The following is a 15276-nucleotide window of genomic DNA, read 5'->3' on the forward strand; positions in this document are numbered from 1 at the left end:
TCGGGGTTTTGCGAGGGGCAGTTCATGGGTTCCGGGAAGGCCGTAGGACAAGTCACAAGGATTTGTCGCCACATGCCTCACCCGGATCCAACTGCAGAAACGTCTTACGCGCTGGCGAAAATAATCACGCAGTGCCCGCTACATCCCTGGGCAAGCGCTGATCAATCACCTGATACAGCGCACTGCTTTCAGGCCAGTTGCGCATGAACCGCGCACGGTCCCGGGCATAAGCCGGGGCGAAGCTGCCCACCGAGCCGTGCTGACACATCGAGTCCAGATCGATCAGCGCCCAGCGGTCTTCCTGCCAGAACAGGTTGTGCCCCTTGAAGTCGCCATGGCTGATGCGTTCGGCGATCAGCCGTGCAAACAGCCGGTCCAGTGCCTGCAACTCGTTTTCCGGCGCCGCGCCGCTTTCGACATAAGGCGCAAAGCGCTCGATGATGTCCGGCCCGGCCAGGTACTCGGTGATCAGATAAGCCTTGCTGCGCAACCAGAAAAACCGGGTTTCCAGCACCGCCAGCGGTTTTGGCGTGGCGATGCCGAGGAACGCCAGGCGATTGCCTTCGCGCCAGGAGTGCCAGGCACGGCTCGGACGCCAGAAGCGCTTGAGCCAATGGGCAAAATTCTTGATGTTGTAGCGTTTGATCACCAGCGCACGCCCCGCGACCTCGACCTTGCCGACACTGGCCGCGCCGCCGGTCTTGTACAGATGTCCTTGATCGAGCAGGGCATCCGCCTGCTCCAGCACCGGCAGCATCGCGGACTCTTCCTCGCGGCGAATCGACCGCAGAGCAAATGCACCACGCTTGACGCTGAACAGCGTGCATTCACGACCGACCTTGATCAGGTAATCCTTCAAGCGCCAGGCGCGCACCTTGTCGATCTGTTTTTGCAGGGCTTCCAGCGGCAATGCGTGCTCGCTGTTGCTCAGCAGGTAATACACCAGCAATTCTTCGGTGAACGGCTCGAGCGATTTGGGCAACTGGGCGAAAAACACCCCGAGGTTTTCCAGCACTTTTTGCCGGGACAATGGCTGGCCGGCAGTTTCCACACGGATACCGGCGCCGTCGATCAGATAAAGTTGGCCGCCGTGGCGCAGCAGGTTGTCCAGGTGCAGGTCTTCCTGCCACAGGCCTTTGCCGTGCAATTGACCGATGGCGCCGAGCGCTTCGGCCAGCACCGCCGATTGTTCGTCGGCCAGCACCGGCAGGGATTCGACCTTGCTCCAGGCATCGCCCAGACTCTCGGCGCCTTCAAGGAACTCGAACAGCAACCAGCCGCCTTCGCCATCCTTCAGACCATCAGCCAGCAGCAACGGCGTGGTCATGCCTTGGGCGGCGAGCAGTTTCACGCCCTCCAGTTCACGCTGAAAATGTCGCGCTGCCTTGTTGCCGACCAGTAACTTGGCCAGCACCGGACGCCCGCGCCACACACCGGCACCGACATAACGCTGCCCCGGCAACACGCGCAACAGACTCAACAATTGCAAGTCCGCAGGACCGGCCGCATCGGCGAGGGCTACCGACAGTGGCAGTGGCGGGGTTCGCCCGACACCGGTCAGCTCGGACAGCTGCATCAGCGGGTCTCCTTGTGACTACGTCGTGCGGTCAGCCGGGCGAGCCAGCTGTCGATCAGCGAGCTGTCGGCGGGCTGATCGAGGTAAGCCGCCAGCAACTCACGCAATTGCGCGTCGCTCCACTCCGGTGCGCGGCGTTGCAGCGGCTCCAGGTCCTTGATCCGGTCACGCATGCCGAACAATAACGGTCGGGTTTTTTCCAGGTCGATCAGTTGCGCCTGGTACTCGTCACCGTTGGCCCGCAGAAAAATGTGCTTGGGATAGAAACAGCCGTGCACCTGGCGTACGCCGTGCAGATGCCGAGCCAGCAGCCCGCAGGCCTTGAGGATCGCCGTTTGTTGCGTTGCACCGAGTTGCGACCAGCGCGCCAGCAGCGACTCAAGGTCGCTCCAGCCATCCAGCGCGCGCGTCAGCAGGATCGCGCGGATTTCGCCGTCGACTTTGCGCTCACCGAAAAAAGCTGCTTGCAGCGCAGGAATGCCGAGTTTGCGATATCGGCTGATATTGCGAAATTCGCGGGCGAAACTGGGTTCGCCGAACGGCGCATGCAAGGTGCGGGTCAGGTAATTGCTCTGGCGCTTGAGGTAGTAACCCTGGCCTTCCAGCTCCAGACGAAACACGCTGCTCCAGCCGCCACGGGCGGTGTTGGGTTCATCTACAGCCTCAAGCTGCTTGGCCCACAGGGCGTCAAAAGTACCTAGACCGTGGCGCTCAAGCAGTGCACGGTCTTCTTCGGCGAGAAAATCAGTCATTCACGTCCCTCGAAAAATCTCACCACGTGGCGAATCCGTTGCTTGTCGGCGGCATTCAGCCGGTCACGCTGGCGGTATTGCAGGTAGAAGCGCAGGCGCTGGGTGTTCGACAGGTGATACTTGGCCACCTTGTCGAGGCAGGCCAGATCCTTGGTGATCCGGTACTTGAGCCAGAAACCGCGCCAGAAATCGCCGTTCGGGCAGTCGATCAGATACAACTGCGCCTGATCGTCGATCAGCAGGTTGCGCCACTTCAGATCGTTATGGGTAAAGCGGTGGTCGTGCATCACACGCGTATAACCGGCCAGTTGCCGGCTGACGCCGTCGACCCAGGCACGATCCCTGAGCTTGGGATCGTTGCGCTCGGCCAGTGCCGACAGGTCTTCGGTGCGCGGCAGTTCACGGGTGATCATCGCCCCGCGATCGTAGGCCATGCCGTTGCGCTCCAGCCCCCACGCCACCACTTCGGCGGTGGGAATGCCCCACTTGGCGAAGCGCTTGAGGTTCTGCCATTCCATCTTCACCCGGGGCTTGCCCAGATAACGCCGCAGGCCCTTGCCGGCACCGCTGTAGCGCTTCACGTAATAGTTGACGCCGCTGAGCTGCACGCGAATGACTTCGGACAAGGGATCGCGGGTCAGGCGCTCGCCCTGAAGGGCGAATACCGCTTCGAGGCTACCGAAATACTGCGCAAGTTCACTGTACTCAGGCTCCAGATTCCAACCCGCCATCAGAGCGCATCCCCGTAACGTTGCTTGCGCGCGTAGAGCTTGTTGGCCTTGCCTTCGAGCCAGCTCAGCAACGGCGCTTCTTCAGCCAGGATCTGGCGCAGCGGTTGCTGGAAGTAGCCTTTGAGGAAGCGCAATTTGTCGCGGCGGGTCAGGCCGATGTCCAGCGCTGAGAAGTACAGCGCCGCCAGATCCTTGTTACGCCAGCGCTGGGTGATCGCCGCACGGGTCTGGGCACGGTGCAGGTCGATCACCGAGAGTTTGAAATCTTCCGGGGTGACCGGTTTGTCGGTGTGCAGCAGAAAGTGGCAGATGTAGCAGTCGCGGTGGTTGACCCCGGCGCGGTGCATCATGCCGGTCATGCGCGCGACCTCGGCGATCAGCGCTCGCTTGAGTCTTGGCTGCGGCGGTTGCTTGACCCAGTCGATGCTGAAGTCTTCGAGGCTGATGGTCGGCGCCAGCTCTTCGGTGACGATGAACGAATGCTGATCCGCCGGGTTGCTGCCCTTCTCGCCGTACGCGACGGCGGTCATGGTCGGCACGCCGACTTCCTGCAAGCGCTGGATGGCTTTCCATTCCTGGCCCGCGCCGAGCACCGGCAGCTTGGCAGTCAGCAGGTTCTTGAAGATCTCGCCCCAACCGATACCGCGGTGAATCTTGACGAAAAAGCCATTGCCGTCGACTTCCGTGCGCAACGTCCGGCGGGCTTCCAGCTCGCGGTACACCTCGCCCTGCAAGCCCTCGACCTCGGCGAACGGGTCACGTCCGGCCCACAGGCTCTTGAACGGTTCAGCCAGCATCAACTTCATTTAAGCGTGCTCCGCCAGAATCACATCGGCCGCGTGCTGCGGCATGCTGTAGAGGTCGGCCGTCTCGGCGAAGGCCAGACCGTTGCGGCTCCAGGCCGCCCGCGCAGCGTCGTCGTTCAACATGTCGGTCAGGTATTGCGTCAGTTGCGCCTGATCGAACGGTTCGTCCAGCACTCGCCCGGCGTCGGCCTCGGCGATGTAATGGGCATAACCGCAGACCGCGCTGACCAGTACCGGCAACCCGGCGACCAGCGCTTCAAGCAGCACCGTACCGGTGTTTTCGTTGTACGCCGGGTGGATCAACAGGTCGGCGCCGAGCAGGAAACGCGGGATATCGCTGCGCCCCTTGAGGAACGTCACGTTGTCGCCCAGGCCCAGCGTCGCACTCTGCATCTGGAACAATTTGGGGTCATCCTGGCCGATTACAAACAGCCGGGTGCGTTTCTTCAGCTCGGCGGGCAGTGCGGCCAGCGCTTTCAGGCTGCGATCGACGCCCTTGGTCTTGAATCCGGAGCCGATCTGCACCAGCAGCAGTTCGTCGTCCTTCAGATTGAATTCGGCGCGGAAACCGGCGCGAATCCGGTCGGCATCCGCCGGACGGCGACGATCCTGGGCGATGCCCGGCGGCAGCAGGTGGAAGCGCTCCAGCGGTGTGTCGTAATACTTGATGAACAGCGGCTGCTGCACTTCGGAAATCATCAGCACTTCGGTCTTCGCATCCTTGGCGAACACCGCGCGCTCGTATTCAGCGAAGTGGCGGTAGCGGCCCCAGCGGCGATACAGCGAATGGCGCAGGTTCTGCGCCTTGTCTTCGAAGCAGCCGTCGGCGGCGTAGTAGACGTCCAGCCCCGGCATCTTGTTGAAGCCGATCAGGCGATCCACCGGGCGCTTGGCCAGGTCCGCTTCCATCCACGCGCTGAGCTTTTCGTTGCGGCGGTGATTGAAGAACGCCTTGACCGGCGCCACCAGCACTTCGAAACCGGGCGGCACGTCACCTTCCCAGATCAGGGTGTAGACGCGGATCTGGTGCCCGCGCTTCTGGCATTCGAGGGCGATGCGCATGAAATCGCGCTGCAAGCCACCAAACGGGAAATATTTGTACAGGACAAAAGCCAATTGCATCAGCGCAGCTCCTCAGCCATCAACAACGTGCTCAGTCGGCTGGCAACACGCTCGGGATTCAGACGCGTGAAGCACAGGGGCCACTCGCGTTTCAGGTCAAACTGACGGGCATCCTGCGCGGTCGGTTGATACGTACATTTCTTTTGCAGGCACGGCGCGCACGGGAAATCGCTGCCGAGGTGAACCTGCAGCTTGCCGTAGGCGCCGGTCAGGCCCGGATTGGTCGGACCGAACAGGGAAATCGTCGGCACATCCAAAGCGGCGGCAAGGTGACCAAGACCGGTGTCCACCGCGACGCAGGCCTGGGCGCCGGCCAATACCTTGCCGACCCCGGCCAGGTTCAGCTTCGGCAGCACTTCGGCGTGTTTGAAACCGGCGGCGATGCGCTCGGCCCGAGCCTTCTCCAGCGGATTGCCCCACGGCAGCTTGATCCCGACGCCGAGGTAGCCGACCCGTTCGGTGAGCTCGCGCCAGTAGGCTTCCGGCCAGTGTTTGGTGTCCCAGGTGGTGCCATGCAGGAACACCACGTAGGCATTCTTGCGCGGCAGTTCGACCAGACGCTCGACGTTAAGGCCGTAATCGCCCAGGCCTTTGGGCAAGTCGTAACCCAAAGCAATGGCGAACAACTGGCGCACACGTTCGACGGCGTGCTGCCCAAGGGCCACCGCCAGTTTGCGGTCATAAAAGCGCGCGGCGATCGGCTCGCGGGCCGAGCCCTTGTCGAGACCGGCCACCGGGGCTTTGACATAGCGGGTCAGCCAGGCGCTTTTCAGCAGGCCCTGAGCGTCGATCACCAGGTCATATTTGTTCGCCCGAACGGATTGCTTGAAGCGCTTCCACTCGCCGCTGGTGATGGTTTTCCAGACATTTTTGCGCCAGCGGCGGATCGCCACCGGAATCACCTTGCCCACCGCCGGGTGCCAGGTCGGAATCTCGGCGAAGCCTTCTTCCACCACCCAGTCGAACTTGATCCCGGGAATGGCCCGGGCGGCGTCGGTCAGCGCCGGCAACGCGTGAATCACGTCGCCCAGCGATGAAGTCTTGATCAGCAATACCCGCAAGTTAATGGACCTCGACCACAGAGCCCTGCAAACGCTGCAAGGCATCGTTGACCGCGTCCGGCATCAGCTGGCGCAGGCAGTTGTAATGGCCGAAACGGCAGGTGCGATCGAAGCAAGGGCTGCAATCGAGACCCAGGCGGACGATTTCCACATGCTCGGCCAACGGCGGAGTGAAACCCGGCGAGGTCGACCCGTAGACCGCCACCAACGGGCGATTCAACGCGGCAGCCACGTGCATCAGACCGGAATCGTTGGAGACCACCGAGTCGGCGCAGGACATCAGGTCGATGGCCTCGGCCAGCGAAGTGCCGCCGCTGAGGTTCACGGACTCTTCGCGCAGGCCCGGAATCAGCCGCGCGCGAATGTCTTCGCCCACCGCGTGATCGTTCTTCGAACCGAACAGCCAGACCTGCCAGCCTTCGCGAATCCGCGCCTCGGCGACCTTGGCGTAATGCTCGGACGGCCAGCGCTTGGCTTCACCGAATTCGGCGCCGGGGCACAACACCAGCACCGGGCGATCGAGGGTCAGGCCGAACTTCGCCAATGCAGCCTCGCGGGTCACCGGATCGATCTGCAGGCTCGGGCGCGGATAAGGTTTCGGCAGTTCGGCGTTCGGCTCGTAAGCCAGCGCCATGAAACGCTCGATCATCAGCGGATAACGCTCTTTATCCAGCGTGCGCACGTCATTGAGCAGGCCGTAGCGGAATTCGCCGCGCCAGCCGGTGCGTTTCGGGATGCCGGCGAAGAACGGCACCAGCGCCGACTTCAACGAGTTCGGCAGCAGGATCGCCTGGTCGTACTGGCCGGCCAGGGATTTGCCGATCCGCCGACGGGTCGCCAGCTCCAGCGCGCCGTGGCCGAGCGGGAAGCTCAAGGCCTTGCGCACTTCGGGCATGCGTTCGAGGATCGGCCGGCTCCACTCCGGGGCCAGCACGTCGATTTCGCACTGCGGGTGGCGCTGCTTGAGACACTGAAACAGTGTCTGCGCCATCACCATGTCACCGACCCAACTGGGCCCAACGATCAGAATATTCATGTGGTTTCCATAAACGAACCGGGGAGGCTTCACGCCTCCCCGTCTCGAGAATCAGCTTAGCCCCAGCTCACGCCAGATCCGCATCACCTGCCGCCGTTCGTCCGCGAACTGATCGCCCGGTATCACCCCGGCGTCCTTCTGCAAGGCCTGCCGGTGGGCGGCGGAACGATAGGCCTTGTAGGCCTCGCGCAACAGGCTGGCGTCTTCGGCCGGCATCAGCCCTTCGTGCTCCAGCTCTTCCAGAATGCGGATATTGTCCGTCCAGCGCAGCAACGGCGGGTGGGTCTGCGACCACGCCAGGGCCGCGTATTGCACCATAAATTCAATATCGACGATACCTCCGGCGTCCTGCTTGAGGTCGAACGGCGCCGTGGCCTCGAAGGCATTCGCCCCGGTGCCGGCGGCGGTGCTCTTGCTGCCGAGGTTGTCACGCATCTTGGCGCGCATCTCGCTCACTTCCTGTTGCAGTTTCGCCAGATCCCGAGCCTTGCCCAGCACCTGGGCCCGCACGCTCTCGAAGGCCTGGCCGACATCCTGGCTGCCCACCAGCACCCGCGCCCGCACCAGGGCCTGATGTTCCCAGGTCCAGGCTTCATTTTCCTGATAGCGCGCAAACGCGCCGAGCGAACTGACCAGCAACCCGGACGCCCCGGACGGCCGCAGGCGCATGTCCACTTCGTACAGCTGACCGGAGTTGGTCTGCGCCGTCAGCAAGTGAATGATCCGCTGGCCGAGCCGGGTGAAAAACTGCGTGCCATCGATGGGTTTCGGGCCATCGGTTTCGGCCTGCTGATCGCCATCGTGGATGAACACCAGATCCAGATCCGAACCATGCCCCAACTCGATCCCGCCGACTTTTCCATAACCGACAATGATGAAGCCGGGATCGCACAGCGTGCCATCGGTGCGCAGCGGCGTGCCGTATTTGGCCACGGTCTGACGCCAGGCCAGGGCGAGCACTTGCTCCAGAATCGCCTCGGCCAGCCAGGTCAGGTAATCGCTGACTTTCATCAACGGCAGGCTGCCGGCGATTTCCGAGGCAGCGACCCGCAAGCGGTGCGCCAGTTTGAAATGACGCAGGGCTTCCATCTGTTGTTCGAGGTCGTCTTCCGGGATCCGGGTCAGGCGCTCGCGCAACTCGGCGGCCAGCTCCGGCGCCAGCGGCGGCTTGAACAGCCGGCCTTCGTTAAGCAGTTCATCGAGCAGCAGCGGGAAACGGGTGATCTGCTCGGCGATCCACGGGCTGGCGGCGCACAGCGTCAGCAAGCGACGCAGCGCGCCGGGGTTTTCGGTCAGCAGCACCAGATAAGCCGAACGCCGGGCCACCGCTTCGACCAACGGCAGCACCCGCTCAAGCACCAGATCGGGATTTTCATGCTCCACCGCCTGGGCGAGCAGGCGCGGAATAAAGGCATCGAGACGTTCGCGCCCCAGACGCTGCATCGCTCGCAACTGCGGGCTGGCGCGTAGGCTCGCCAATGCCTTCAAGGCCTTGGTCGCGTCAGCGAAACCGCCCTCTTCCAGCTGACGACAGGCGGCCTCTTCGTCCTGAGCCTCTTCCCACAGCGGCAGCCATTCACCGCCGACCACCACTTCACTCTCGACGCCTTCGTCCTCATCCGGATCGGCGATCACTTGCGCGAAGTGCCAGGCCACGCGGCCGCGCCAGAACATCAGCTTCTCGTGGAACGCCTCCCAGTCGGCAAAACCGAGCATGAACGCGATTCGCGCCTGATCCTGAGCGCTGTCCGGGAGCATCTGGGTCTGGCGGTCGGCAATCGCCTGGATCGCGTGTTCGGTGTAACGCAGGAATTCGTAACCTTCGCGCAGCTCGCTGATCACCGCCGGCGGCAGATAGCCCTGCCCTTCGAGCGTACTCAACACCTTTAATAGAGGGCGCTGTTGCAGACTCAGGTCGCGACCACCGTGAATCAATTGAAAAGCCTGGGCGATGAACTCGACTTCACGGATACCACCGGAGCCCAGCTTGATGTTGTCGGCCATGCCCTTGCGCCGCACCTCCTGCTGGATCAGCTGCTTCATGGTGCGCAGCGCTTCGATCGCCGAGAAGTCCAGATAGCGCCGGTAAACGAACGGCCGCAGCATTTCCTGCAATTGCTCGCCCGCCACCTGATCGCCAGCCACCACCCGCGACTTGATCATCGCGTAGCGTTCCCAGTCGCGGCCCTGATCCTGGTAATACTGCTCCAGCGCATTGAAGCTCAGCACCAGCGCACCGGACGAGCCGTACGGGCGCAGGCGCATGTCGACGCGAAACACGAAACCGTCGACGGTGATCGGGTCGAGGGCCTTGATCAGGCGCTGGCCGAGGCGGATGAAAAATTCCTGGTTATCCAGCGGGCGTTTCACGCCGACGGTTTCGCCGCCCTCGGGGTAGGCGAAGATCAGGTCGATGTCCGAGGACAGGTTGAGCTCGACCGCGCCGAGCTTGCCCATGCCGAGGATGACCATTTGCTGTGGTTCGCCGCTGCGTCGGCCGGTCGGCGTGCCGAACTGGTCGCAATGGCGGCGGTACAACCATTGATAGGCCTGATCGATGCTGGCGTCGGCCATGTCCGAGAGATCGCGGCAGGTCTGCACCAGATCGGCCTGGCGGTTGAGGTCGCGCCAGATGATCCGCACCTGATGCCGGGTGCGCTGACGGCGCAGGACGCGGCCCAATTCGTCTTCGGTCTGCGCGGTGCCGACCGCAGCCGCCATCTGCCCGCACAACTCGCCGGGAGCGAATGCCCGGTCGAGTTCGCCGGACTGCACCAGCGACAACAACATCAAAGGGTCACGAACGCTCTGTTCAATGACGAAATCGCTGGCGGCGCTGACGCGGGCGAACTGCGCCCAGCGTTCCGGCGTCCAGGACGAGAAGCCGTGATCGTCTTCCAGTTGCGCGACGGCCGCACGGAACGACTGCTCCGATCGGCTGACCAACGGCAGGAGAATGGCGGGCAGTTCGGCAAGCGCGGGCAGGGTCATGGTCTATCCTTGATCGGCGTGTAAATGGCCGCTTGTAGTGATGAATGAAAAACCGCTACGCGAAGGACTGTCGAACAAAAGTGAGAAATAGCTGAAATTTCTTTTTCTTTGGCAGCCAGCATCAAACTTTCACCTTTTTCGGATGGCTAAAGACCAACCTTAACGATTATTCTCACAACGCAGCTGGAGGCCACAAGCCTTTCATCTGTAGTTTTACTACTCGTCTATACATTCGAGAGGCTGAAATGCCGGATGATTTGTAGTAAAACTACACGCCGCCGGAACAACCTGTCGGCAATCCAAGAATTTTAAATCGTCTGCCCACAAGGCCAGTCGCAAACTCAGGCAACCGATTCTGGAAGCCTTTCCGCCCTGGAGCAAGCCATGCAAGACCTCGATCCCGTCGAAACCCAGGAATGGCTGGACGCCCTGGAATCGGTTCTCGACAAAGAAGGCGAAGACCGTGCTCACTATCTGATGACCCGTATGGGTGAACTGGCGACCCGCAGCGGTTCGCAGCTCCCTTACGCCATCACCACGCCTTACCGCAACACGATCCCCGTTACCCACGAAGCACGCATGCCTGGCGACCTGTTCATGGAACGCCGCATTCGCTCGCTGGTACGCTGGAACGCGATGGCCATGGTAATGCGTACGAACCTGAAAGATTCTGACCTGGGTGGTCACATCTCCAGCTTCGCTTCCAGTGCGACCCTGTACGACATCGGCTTCAACTACTTCTTCCAGGCCCCGACCGACGAACACGGCGGCGACCTGATCTACTTCCAGGGCCACACCTCGCCAGGCGTCTACGCCCGCGCATTCATGGAAGGCCGCATTACCGAAGACCAGATGAACAACTTCCGCCAGGAAGTCGACGGTCAGGGCCTGTCGTCCTATCCGCACCCTTGGCTGATGCCTGACTTCTGGCAGTTCCCGACCGTATCCATGGGTCTGGGCCCGATCCAGGCGATCTACCAGGCTCGCTTCATGAAGTACCTGGAACACCGCGGCTTCATCCAGCCGGGCAAACAGAAAGTCTGGTGCTTCCTGGGCGACGGCGAGTGCGACGAGCCGGAATCCCTGGGCGCGATCTCCCTGGCCGGCCGCGAGAAGCTGGACAACCTGATCTTCGTCATCAACTGCAACCTGCAGCGCCTCGACGGCCCGGTTCGCGGCAACGGCAAGATCATCCAGGAACTCGAAGGCGTGTTCCGCGGTGCTCAGTGGAACGTGACCAAAGTCATCTGGGGCCGTTTCTGGGACCCACTGCTGGCCAAAGACGTCGACGGCATCCTGCAACGTCGCATGGACGAAGTCATCGACGGCGAGTACCAGAACTACAAAGCCAAAGACGGCGCGTTCGTTCGCGAACACTTCTTCAACACGCCTGAACTCAAGGCGATGGTTGCAGACCTGTCCGACGACGAGATCTGGAAACTCAACCGTGGCGGCCACGACCCGTACAAGGTCTACGCGGCGTACCACGAAGCGGTCAACCACAAAGAACAACCGACCGTCATCCTGGCCAAGACCATCAAGGGTTACGGCACCGGTGCGGGCGAAGCGAAGAACACCGCGCACAACACCAAGAAAGTCGACGTCGACAGCCTGAAGCTGTTCCGCGACCGCTTCGACATCCCGGTGAAAGACGAAGAGCTGGAAAACCTGCCGTTCTTCAAGCCGGAGCCAAACAGCGCCGAAGCCCGTTACCTGGCCGAGCGTCGCGCCGCACTGGGCGGTTTCGTGCCTCAGCGTCGCGCCCAGAGCTTCAGCGTGCCGACTCCGGATCTGGACACCCTCAAGGCGATCCTCGACGGTTCCGGCGACCGTGAAATTTCCACCACCATGGCGTTCGTGCGGATCCTCGCGCAACTGGTCAAGGACAAGGAAATCGGCCCGCGCATCGTTCCGATCATCCCGGACGAAGCCCGTACCTTCGGTATGGAAGGCATGTTCCGTCAGTTGGGCATCTACTCGTCCGTCGGCCAGCTCTACGAGCCAGTCGATAAAGACCAGGTGATGTTCTACAAGGAAGACCAGAAAGGTCAGATCCTTGAAGAAGGCATCAACGAAGCAGGCGCCATGAGCTCCTTCATCGCCGCCGGTACTTCGTACTCCAGCCACAACCAGCCAATGCTGCCGTTCTACATCTTCTACTCGATGTTCGGCTTCCAGCGTATCGGCGATCTGGCATGGGCCGCTGGCGACAGCCGTACCCGTGGCTTCCTGATCGGCGGCACCGCCGGCCGTACCACCCTGAACGGTGAAGGCCTGCAGCACGAAGACGGTCACAGCCACCTGCTGGCTGCCACCATCCCGAACTGCCGCACCTACGATCCGACCTACGGCTACGAGCTGGCGGTGATCATTCAGGACGGCATGAAGAAGATGACCGAAGAGCAACAGGACATCTTCTATTACATCACCGTGATGAACGAGTCCTACCAGCAGCCAGCCATGCCGGCCGGTGCCGAAGAAGGCATCAAGAAAGGCATGTACCTGCTCGAAGAAGACACCCGCGATGCGGCGCACCACGTACAGCTGATGGGCTCCGGCACCATCCTGCGTGAAGTCCGTGAAGCGGCGAAGATCCTGCGTGAAGAGTTCAACATCGGCGCCGATGTGTGGAGCGTCACCAGCTTCAACGAACTGCGTCGCGACGGCCTGGCCGTAGAGCGCAGCAACCGTCTGAAACCTGGCCAGAAGCCTAAACAGAGCTACGTCGAAGAATGCCTGAGCGGCCGTAAGGGTCCGGTCATCGCATCGACCGACTACATGAAGCTGTTCGCCGAACAGATCCGTCAGTGGGTACCGTCCAAGGAATTCAAAGTCCTGGGCACCGACGGTTTCGGCCGCAGCGACAGCCGCAAGAAACTGCGTCATTTCTTCGAAGTCGACCGTCATTTCGTGGTGTTGGCAGCCCTGGAAGCACTGGCTGACCGTGGTGATATCGAACCTAAAGTCGTGGCCGAGGCCATTACCAAGTTCGGCATCGACCCGGAAAAACGCAACCCACTGGACTGCTGAGGAGAAACTCTGTGAGCGAACTCATTCGCGTACCTGACATCGGCAGCGGTGAAGGTGAAGTAATCGAACTGTTTGTGAAGGTCGGCGACCGTATCGAAGCCGACCAGAGCATCCTGACCCTGGAATCGGACAAGGCCAGCATGGAAGTGCCGGCCCCGAAAGCCGGCGTCATCAAGAGCCTGAAAGTGAAGCTGGGCGATCGCCTGAAAGAAGGCGACGAACTGCTGGAGCTGGAAGTCGAGGGCGCCGCGCAAGCGGCCCCTGCTGCGGCTGCTGCGCCTGCCGCCAAGGCCGAAGCTGCACCGGCTGCCGCTCCTGCACCGGCTGCACCAGCCGCTGCGCCTGCTGCCGCTTCGGTTCAGCAAGTGCACGTGCCGGACATCGGTTCGTCGGGCAAGGCCCAGATCATCGAGATCCAGGTCAAGGTCGGCGACACCGTCGAGGCTGATCAGTCGCTGATCACCCTGGAATCCGACAAGGCGAGCATGGAAATCCCGTCGCCTGCCGCTGGCGTGGTCAAGGCCATCAGCGTCAAGTTGAACGACGAAGTCGGCACCGGCGACCTGATCCTGGATCTGGAAGTGGCGGGTACTGCGGCCCCTGCTGCGGCCGCTCCGGCCCAGGCTGCTGCTCCAGCCGCTGCCGCTGCGCCGGTTGCCGACAGCGTTCAGGACATCCACGTTCCGGACATCGGCTCGGCCGGCAAAGCCAAGATCATCGAAGTGCTGGTCAAGGCTGGCGACAGCGTTGAAGCCGATCAGTCGCTGATCACTCTGGAATCCGACAAGGCGAGCATGGAAATCCCGTCGCCTGCCGCTGGCGTGGTGGAAAGCGTTTCCATCAAGCTGGACGACGAAGTCGGCACCGGCGACCTGATCCTCAAGCTGAAAGTCAAAGGCGCCGCTCCGGCTGCTGCCCCGGCTCCAGCTGCCGCTGCTGCTCCGAGCGCTCCGGCGCCAGCCGCTGCTGCTCCGGCTGCCGCTGCACCTGCTGCTGCCGCTCCGGCCGCTGCTCCAGCCAAGCCTGGTGCGAAAGTTCACGCCGGCCCTGCCGTGCGTCAACTGGCTCGCGAGTTCGGCGTCGAGCTGAGCGCTGTCGGCGCCAGCGGTCCGCACGGTCGCATCCTGAAAGAAGACGTGCAGGTTTACGTCAAAGCCATGATGCAGAAGGCCAAGGAAGCACCGGCCGCTGCTGCTGGCGCAACCGGTGGCGCGGGCATCCCGCCGATTCCGGTCGTCGACTTCAGCCGTTTCGGCGAAATCGAAGAAGTGCCGATGACCCGCCTGATGCAGGTAGGTGCTGCCAACCTGCACCGCAGCTGGCTGAACGTGCCGCACGTAACGCAATTCGACTCGGCGGATATCACCGAGCTGGAAGCGTTCCGCACCGCACAGAAAGCTGTCGCAGAGAAGGCCGGCGTCAAGCTGACCATCCTGCCGCTGCTGCTCAAGTCCTGCGCACACCTGCTCAAGGAACTGCCGGACTTCAACAGCTCGCTGGCACCAAGCGGCAAGGCGATCATCCGCAAGAAATACGTGAACATCGGCTTCGCCGTCGACACCCCGGATGGCCTGCTGGTACCGGTCATCAAGAACGTCGACCAGAAGAGCCTGCTGCAACTGGCCGCCGAGGCCGCTTCCCTGGCTGAAAAAGCCCGGACCAAGAAGCTTTCGTCGGACGAGATGCAAGGCGCCTGCTTCACCATTTCCAGCCTCGGCCACATTGGCGGCACCGGCTTCACGCCGATCGTCAACGCGCCGGAAGTGGCGATCCTCGGTGTTTCCAAGGCAACCATCCAGCCAGTCTGGGACGGCAAAGCCTTCCAGCCGAAACTGATGCTGCCACTGTCGCTGTCCTACGATCACCGTGTGATCAATGGCGCCGCTGCTGCACGCTTCACCAAGCGTCTGAGCGACCTGCTGGCGGACATCCGCACCATCCTGCTGTAAAGCGCTCGGCCCTCCGGCAACGGAGGGCCGACCGTGTTCCACGTTTTCGAGCGCCACACGCTCGTACCTCAACCCCGTCAGTTTGGCGGGGCTTTTTTTTGCCTGAAATAACGGCCGCCCGAACTTTTCCCACAACTTGCGCTGAGATAGGCCACGACTCTAGTCCACTTCCTGTCAATATTTCTCAGCGACAGGCAACTAACCTTGGCGCATCAAAGTTGC

Annotated in this window: 11 protein-coding genes; 2 read left to right on the forward strand and 9 right to left on the reverse strand. The window is 62.1% G+C overall.

All coding sequences use genetic code 11. The features are described 5' to 3' along the window. Window positions 1-124: 124 nt before the first annotated feature. From L6D74_RS07925 to L6D74_RS29970, 9 genes are read right to left on the reverse strand one after another with little or no spacing between them, the layout of a single operon-like run. Entirely contained in the window at window positions 125-1576 is a 1452-nt protein-coding gene (locus tag L6D74_RS07925; protein ID WP_085611098.1) for a lipopolysaccharide kinase InaA family protein, read from the reverse strand. Continuing rightward, a complete protein-coding gene (locus tag L6D74_RS07930) occupies window positions 1576-2328 on the reverse strand; it encodes a lipopolysaccharide kinase InaA family protein (protein WP_236188606.1) in 753 nt (250 codons plus the stop codon). The genes L6D74_RS07925 and L6D74_RS07930 overlap by 1 nt, the downstream gene beginning before the upstream one ends. Next, window positions 2325-3059, reverse strand: coding sequence for a lipopolysaccharide kinase InaA family protein (locus L6D74_RS07935; RefSeq protein ID WP_064593006.1), 735 nt, complete (start codon window positions 3057-3059; stop codon window positions 2325-2327). The genes L6D74_RS07930 and L6D74_RS07935 overlap by 4 nt, the downstream gene beginning before the upstream one ends. After that, complete coding sequence (rfaP, locus tag L6D74_RS07940; protein WP_064593004.1) at window positions 3059-3865, reverse strand: lipopolysaccharide core heptose(I) kinase RfaP; 807 nt, start codon at window positions 3863-3865, stop codon at window positions 3059-3061. The genes L6D74_RS07935 and rfaP overlap by 1 nt, the downstream gene beginning before the upstream one ends. Then, a complete protein-coding gene (locus L6D74_RS07945) occupies window positions 3866-4987 on the reverse strand; it encodes a glycosyltransferase family 4 protein (protein WP_064593003.1) in 1122 nt (373 codons plus the stop codon). Continuing rightward, complete coding sequence (waaC, locus tag L6D74_RS07950) at window positions 4987-6048, reverse strand: lipopolysaccharide heptosyltransferase I (protein WP_236188615.1); 1062 nt, start codon at window positions 6046-6048, stop codon at window positions 4987-4989. Before waaC ends, L6D74_RS07945 begins: the two co-directional genes overlap by 1 nt. A 1-nt stretch (window position 6049) precedes the next feature. Further along, entirely contained in the window at window positions 6050-7084 is a 1035-nt protein-coding gene (gene waaF, locus L6D74_RS07955) for a lipopolysaccharide heptosyltransferase II (protein ID WP_039766536.1), read from the reverse strand. Between the two features lie 51 nt (window positions 7085-7135). Then, window positions 7136-10075 (reverse strand): bifunctional [glutamate--ammonia ligase]-adenylyl-L-tyrosine phosphorylase/[glutamate--ammonia-ligase] adenylyltransferase, encoded by a 2940-nt coding sequence (gene glnE / locus L6D74_RS07960; RefSeq protein ID WP_236188620.1) that lies wholly within the window; start codon window positions 10073-10075, stop codon window positions 7136-7138. Beyond that, window positions 10072-10197: a hypothetical protein gene (locus L6D74_RS29970; RefSeq protein WP_256574488.1), complete on the reverse strand. Its 126-nt coding sequence runs from the start codon at window positions 10195-10197 to the stop codon at window positions 10072-10074. The genes glnE and L6D74_RS29970 overlap by 4 nt, the downstream gene beginning before the upstream one ends. A 262-nt stretch (window positions 10198-10459) precedes the next feature. Between L6D74_RS29970 and aceE the strand changes: the two genes are divergently transcribed. Together aceE and aceF are read left to right on the forward strand one after the other, a co-directional pair. Next, window positions 10460-13105 (forward strand): pyruvate dehydrogenase (acetyl-transferring), homodimeric type, encoded by a 2646-nt coding sequence (gene aceE, locus L6D74_RS07965; protein ID WP_064592997.1) that lies wholly within the window; start codon window positions 10460-10462, stop codon window positions 13103-13105. 11 nt (window positions 13106-13116) lie between these two features. Further along, on the forward strand, window positions 13117-15054 hold the full coding sequence (gene aceF / locus L6D74_RS07970; RefSeq protein WP_236188622.1) for a dihydrolipoyllysine-residue acetyltransferase: 1938 nt from the start codon (window positions 13117-13119) through the stop codon (window positions 15052-15054). Window positions 15055-15276: the final 222 nt, after the last annotated feature.

It is taken from the genome of Pseudomonas pharyngis, assembly GCF_021602345.1.
GTDB lineage: Bacteria > Pseudomonadota > Gammaproteobacteria > Pseudomonadales > Pseudomonadaceae > Aquipseudomonas > Aquipseudomonas pharyngis.

Coding starts and splice junctions, on each gene's coding strand:
- L6D74_RS07925 (WP_085611098.1), bottom strand. CDS start 1,576: ATGCAGCTGTCCGAGCTGACCGGTGTCGGGCGAACCCCGCCACTGCCA.
- L6D74_RS07930 (WP_236188606.1), bottom strand. CDS start 2,328: ATGACTGATTTTCTCGCCGAAGAAGACCGTGCACTGCTTGAGCGCCAC.
- L6D74_RS07935 (WP_064593006.1), bottom strand. CDS start 3,059: ATGGCGGGTTGGAATCTGGAGCCTGAGTACAGTGAACTTGCGCAGTAT.
- rfaP (WP_064593004.1), bottom strand. CDS start 3,865: ATGAAGTTGATGCTGGCTGAACCGTTCAAGAGCCTGTGGGCCGGACGT.
- L6D74_RS07945 (WP_064593003.1), bottom strand. CDS start 4,987: ATGCAATTGGCTTTTGTCCTGTACAAATATTTCCCGTTTGGTGGCTTG.
- waaF (WP_039766536.1), bottom strand. CDS start 7,084: ATGAATATTCTGATCGTTGGGCCCAGTTGGGTCGGTGACATGGTGATG.
- glnE (WP_236188620.1), bottom strand. CDS start 10,075: ATGACCCTGCCCGCGCTTGCCGAACTGCCCGCCATTCTCCTGCCGTTG.
- L6D74_RS29970 (WP_256574488.1), bottom strand. CDS start 10,197: ATGCTGGCTGCCAAAGAAAAAGAAATTTCAGCTATTTCTCACTTTTGT.
- aceE (WP_064592997.1), top strand. CDS start 10,460: ATGCAAGACCTCGATCCCGTCGAAACCCAGGAATGGCTGGACGCCCTG.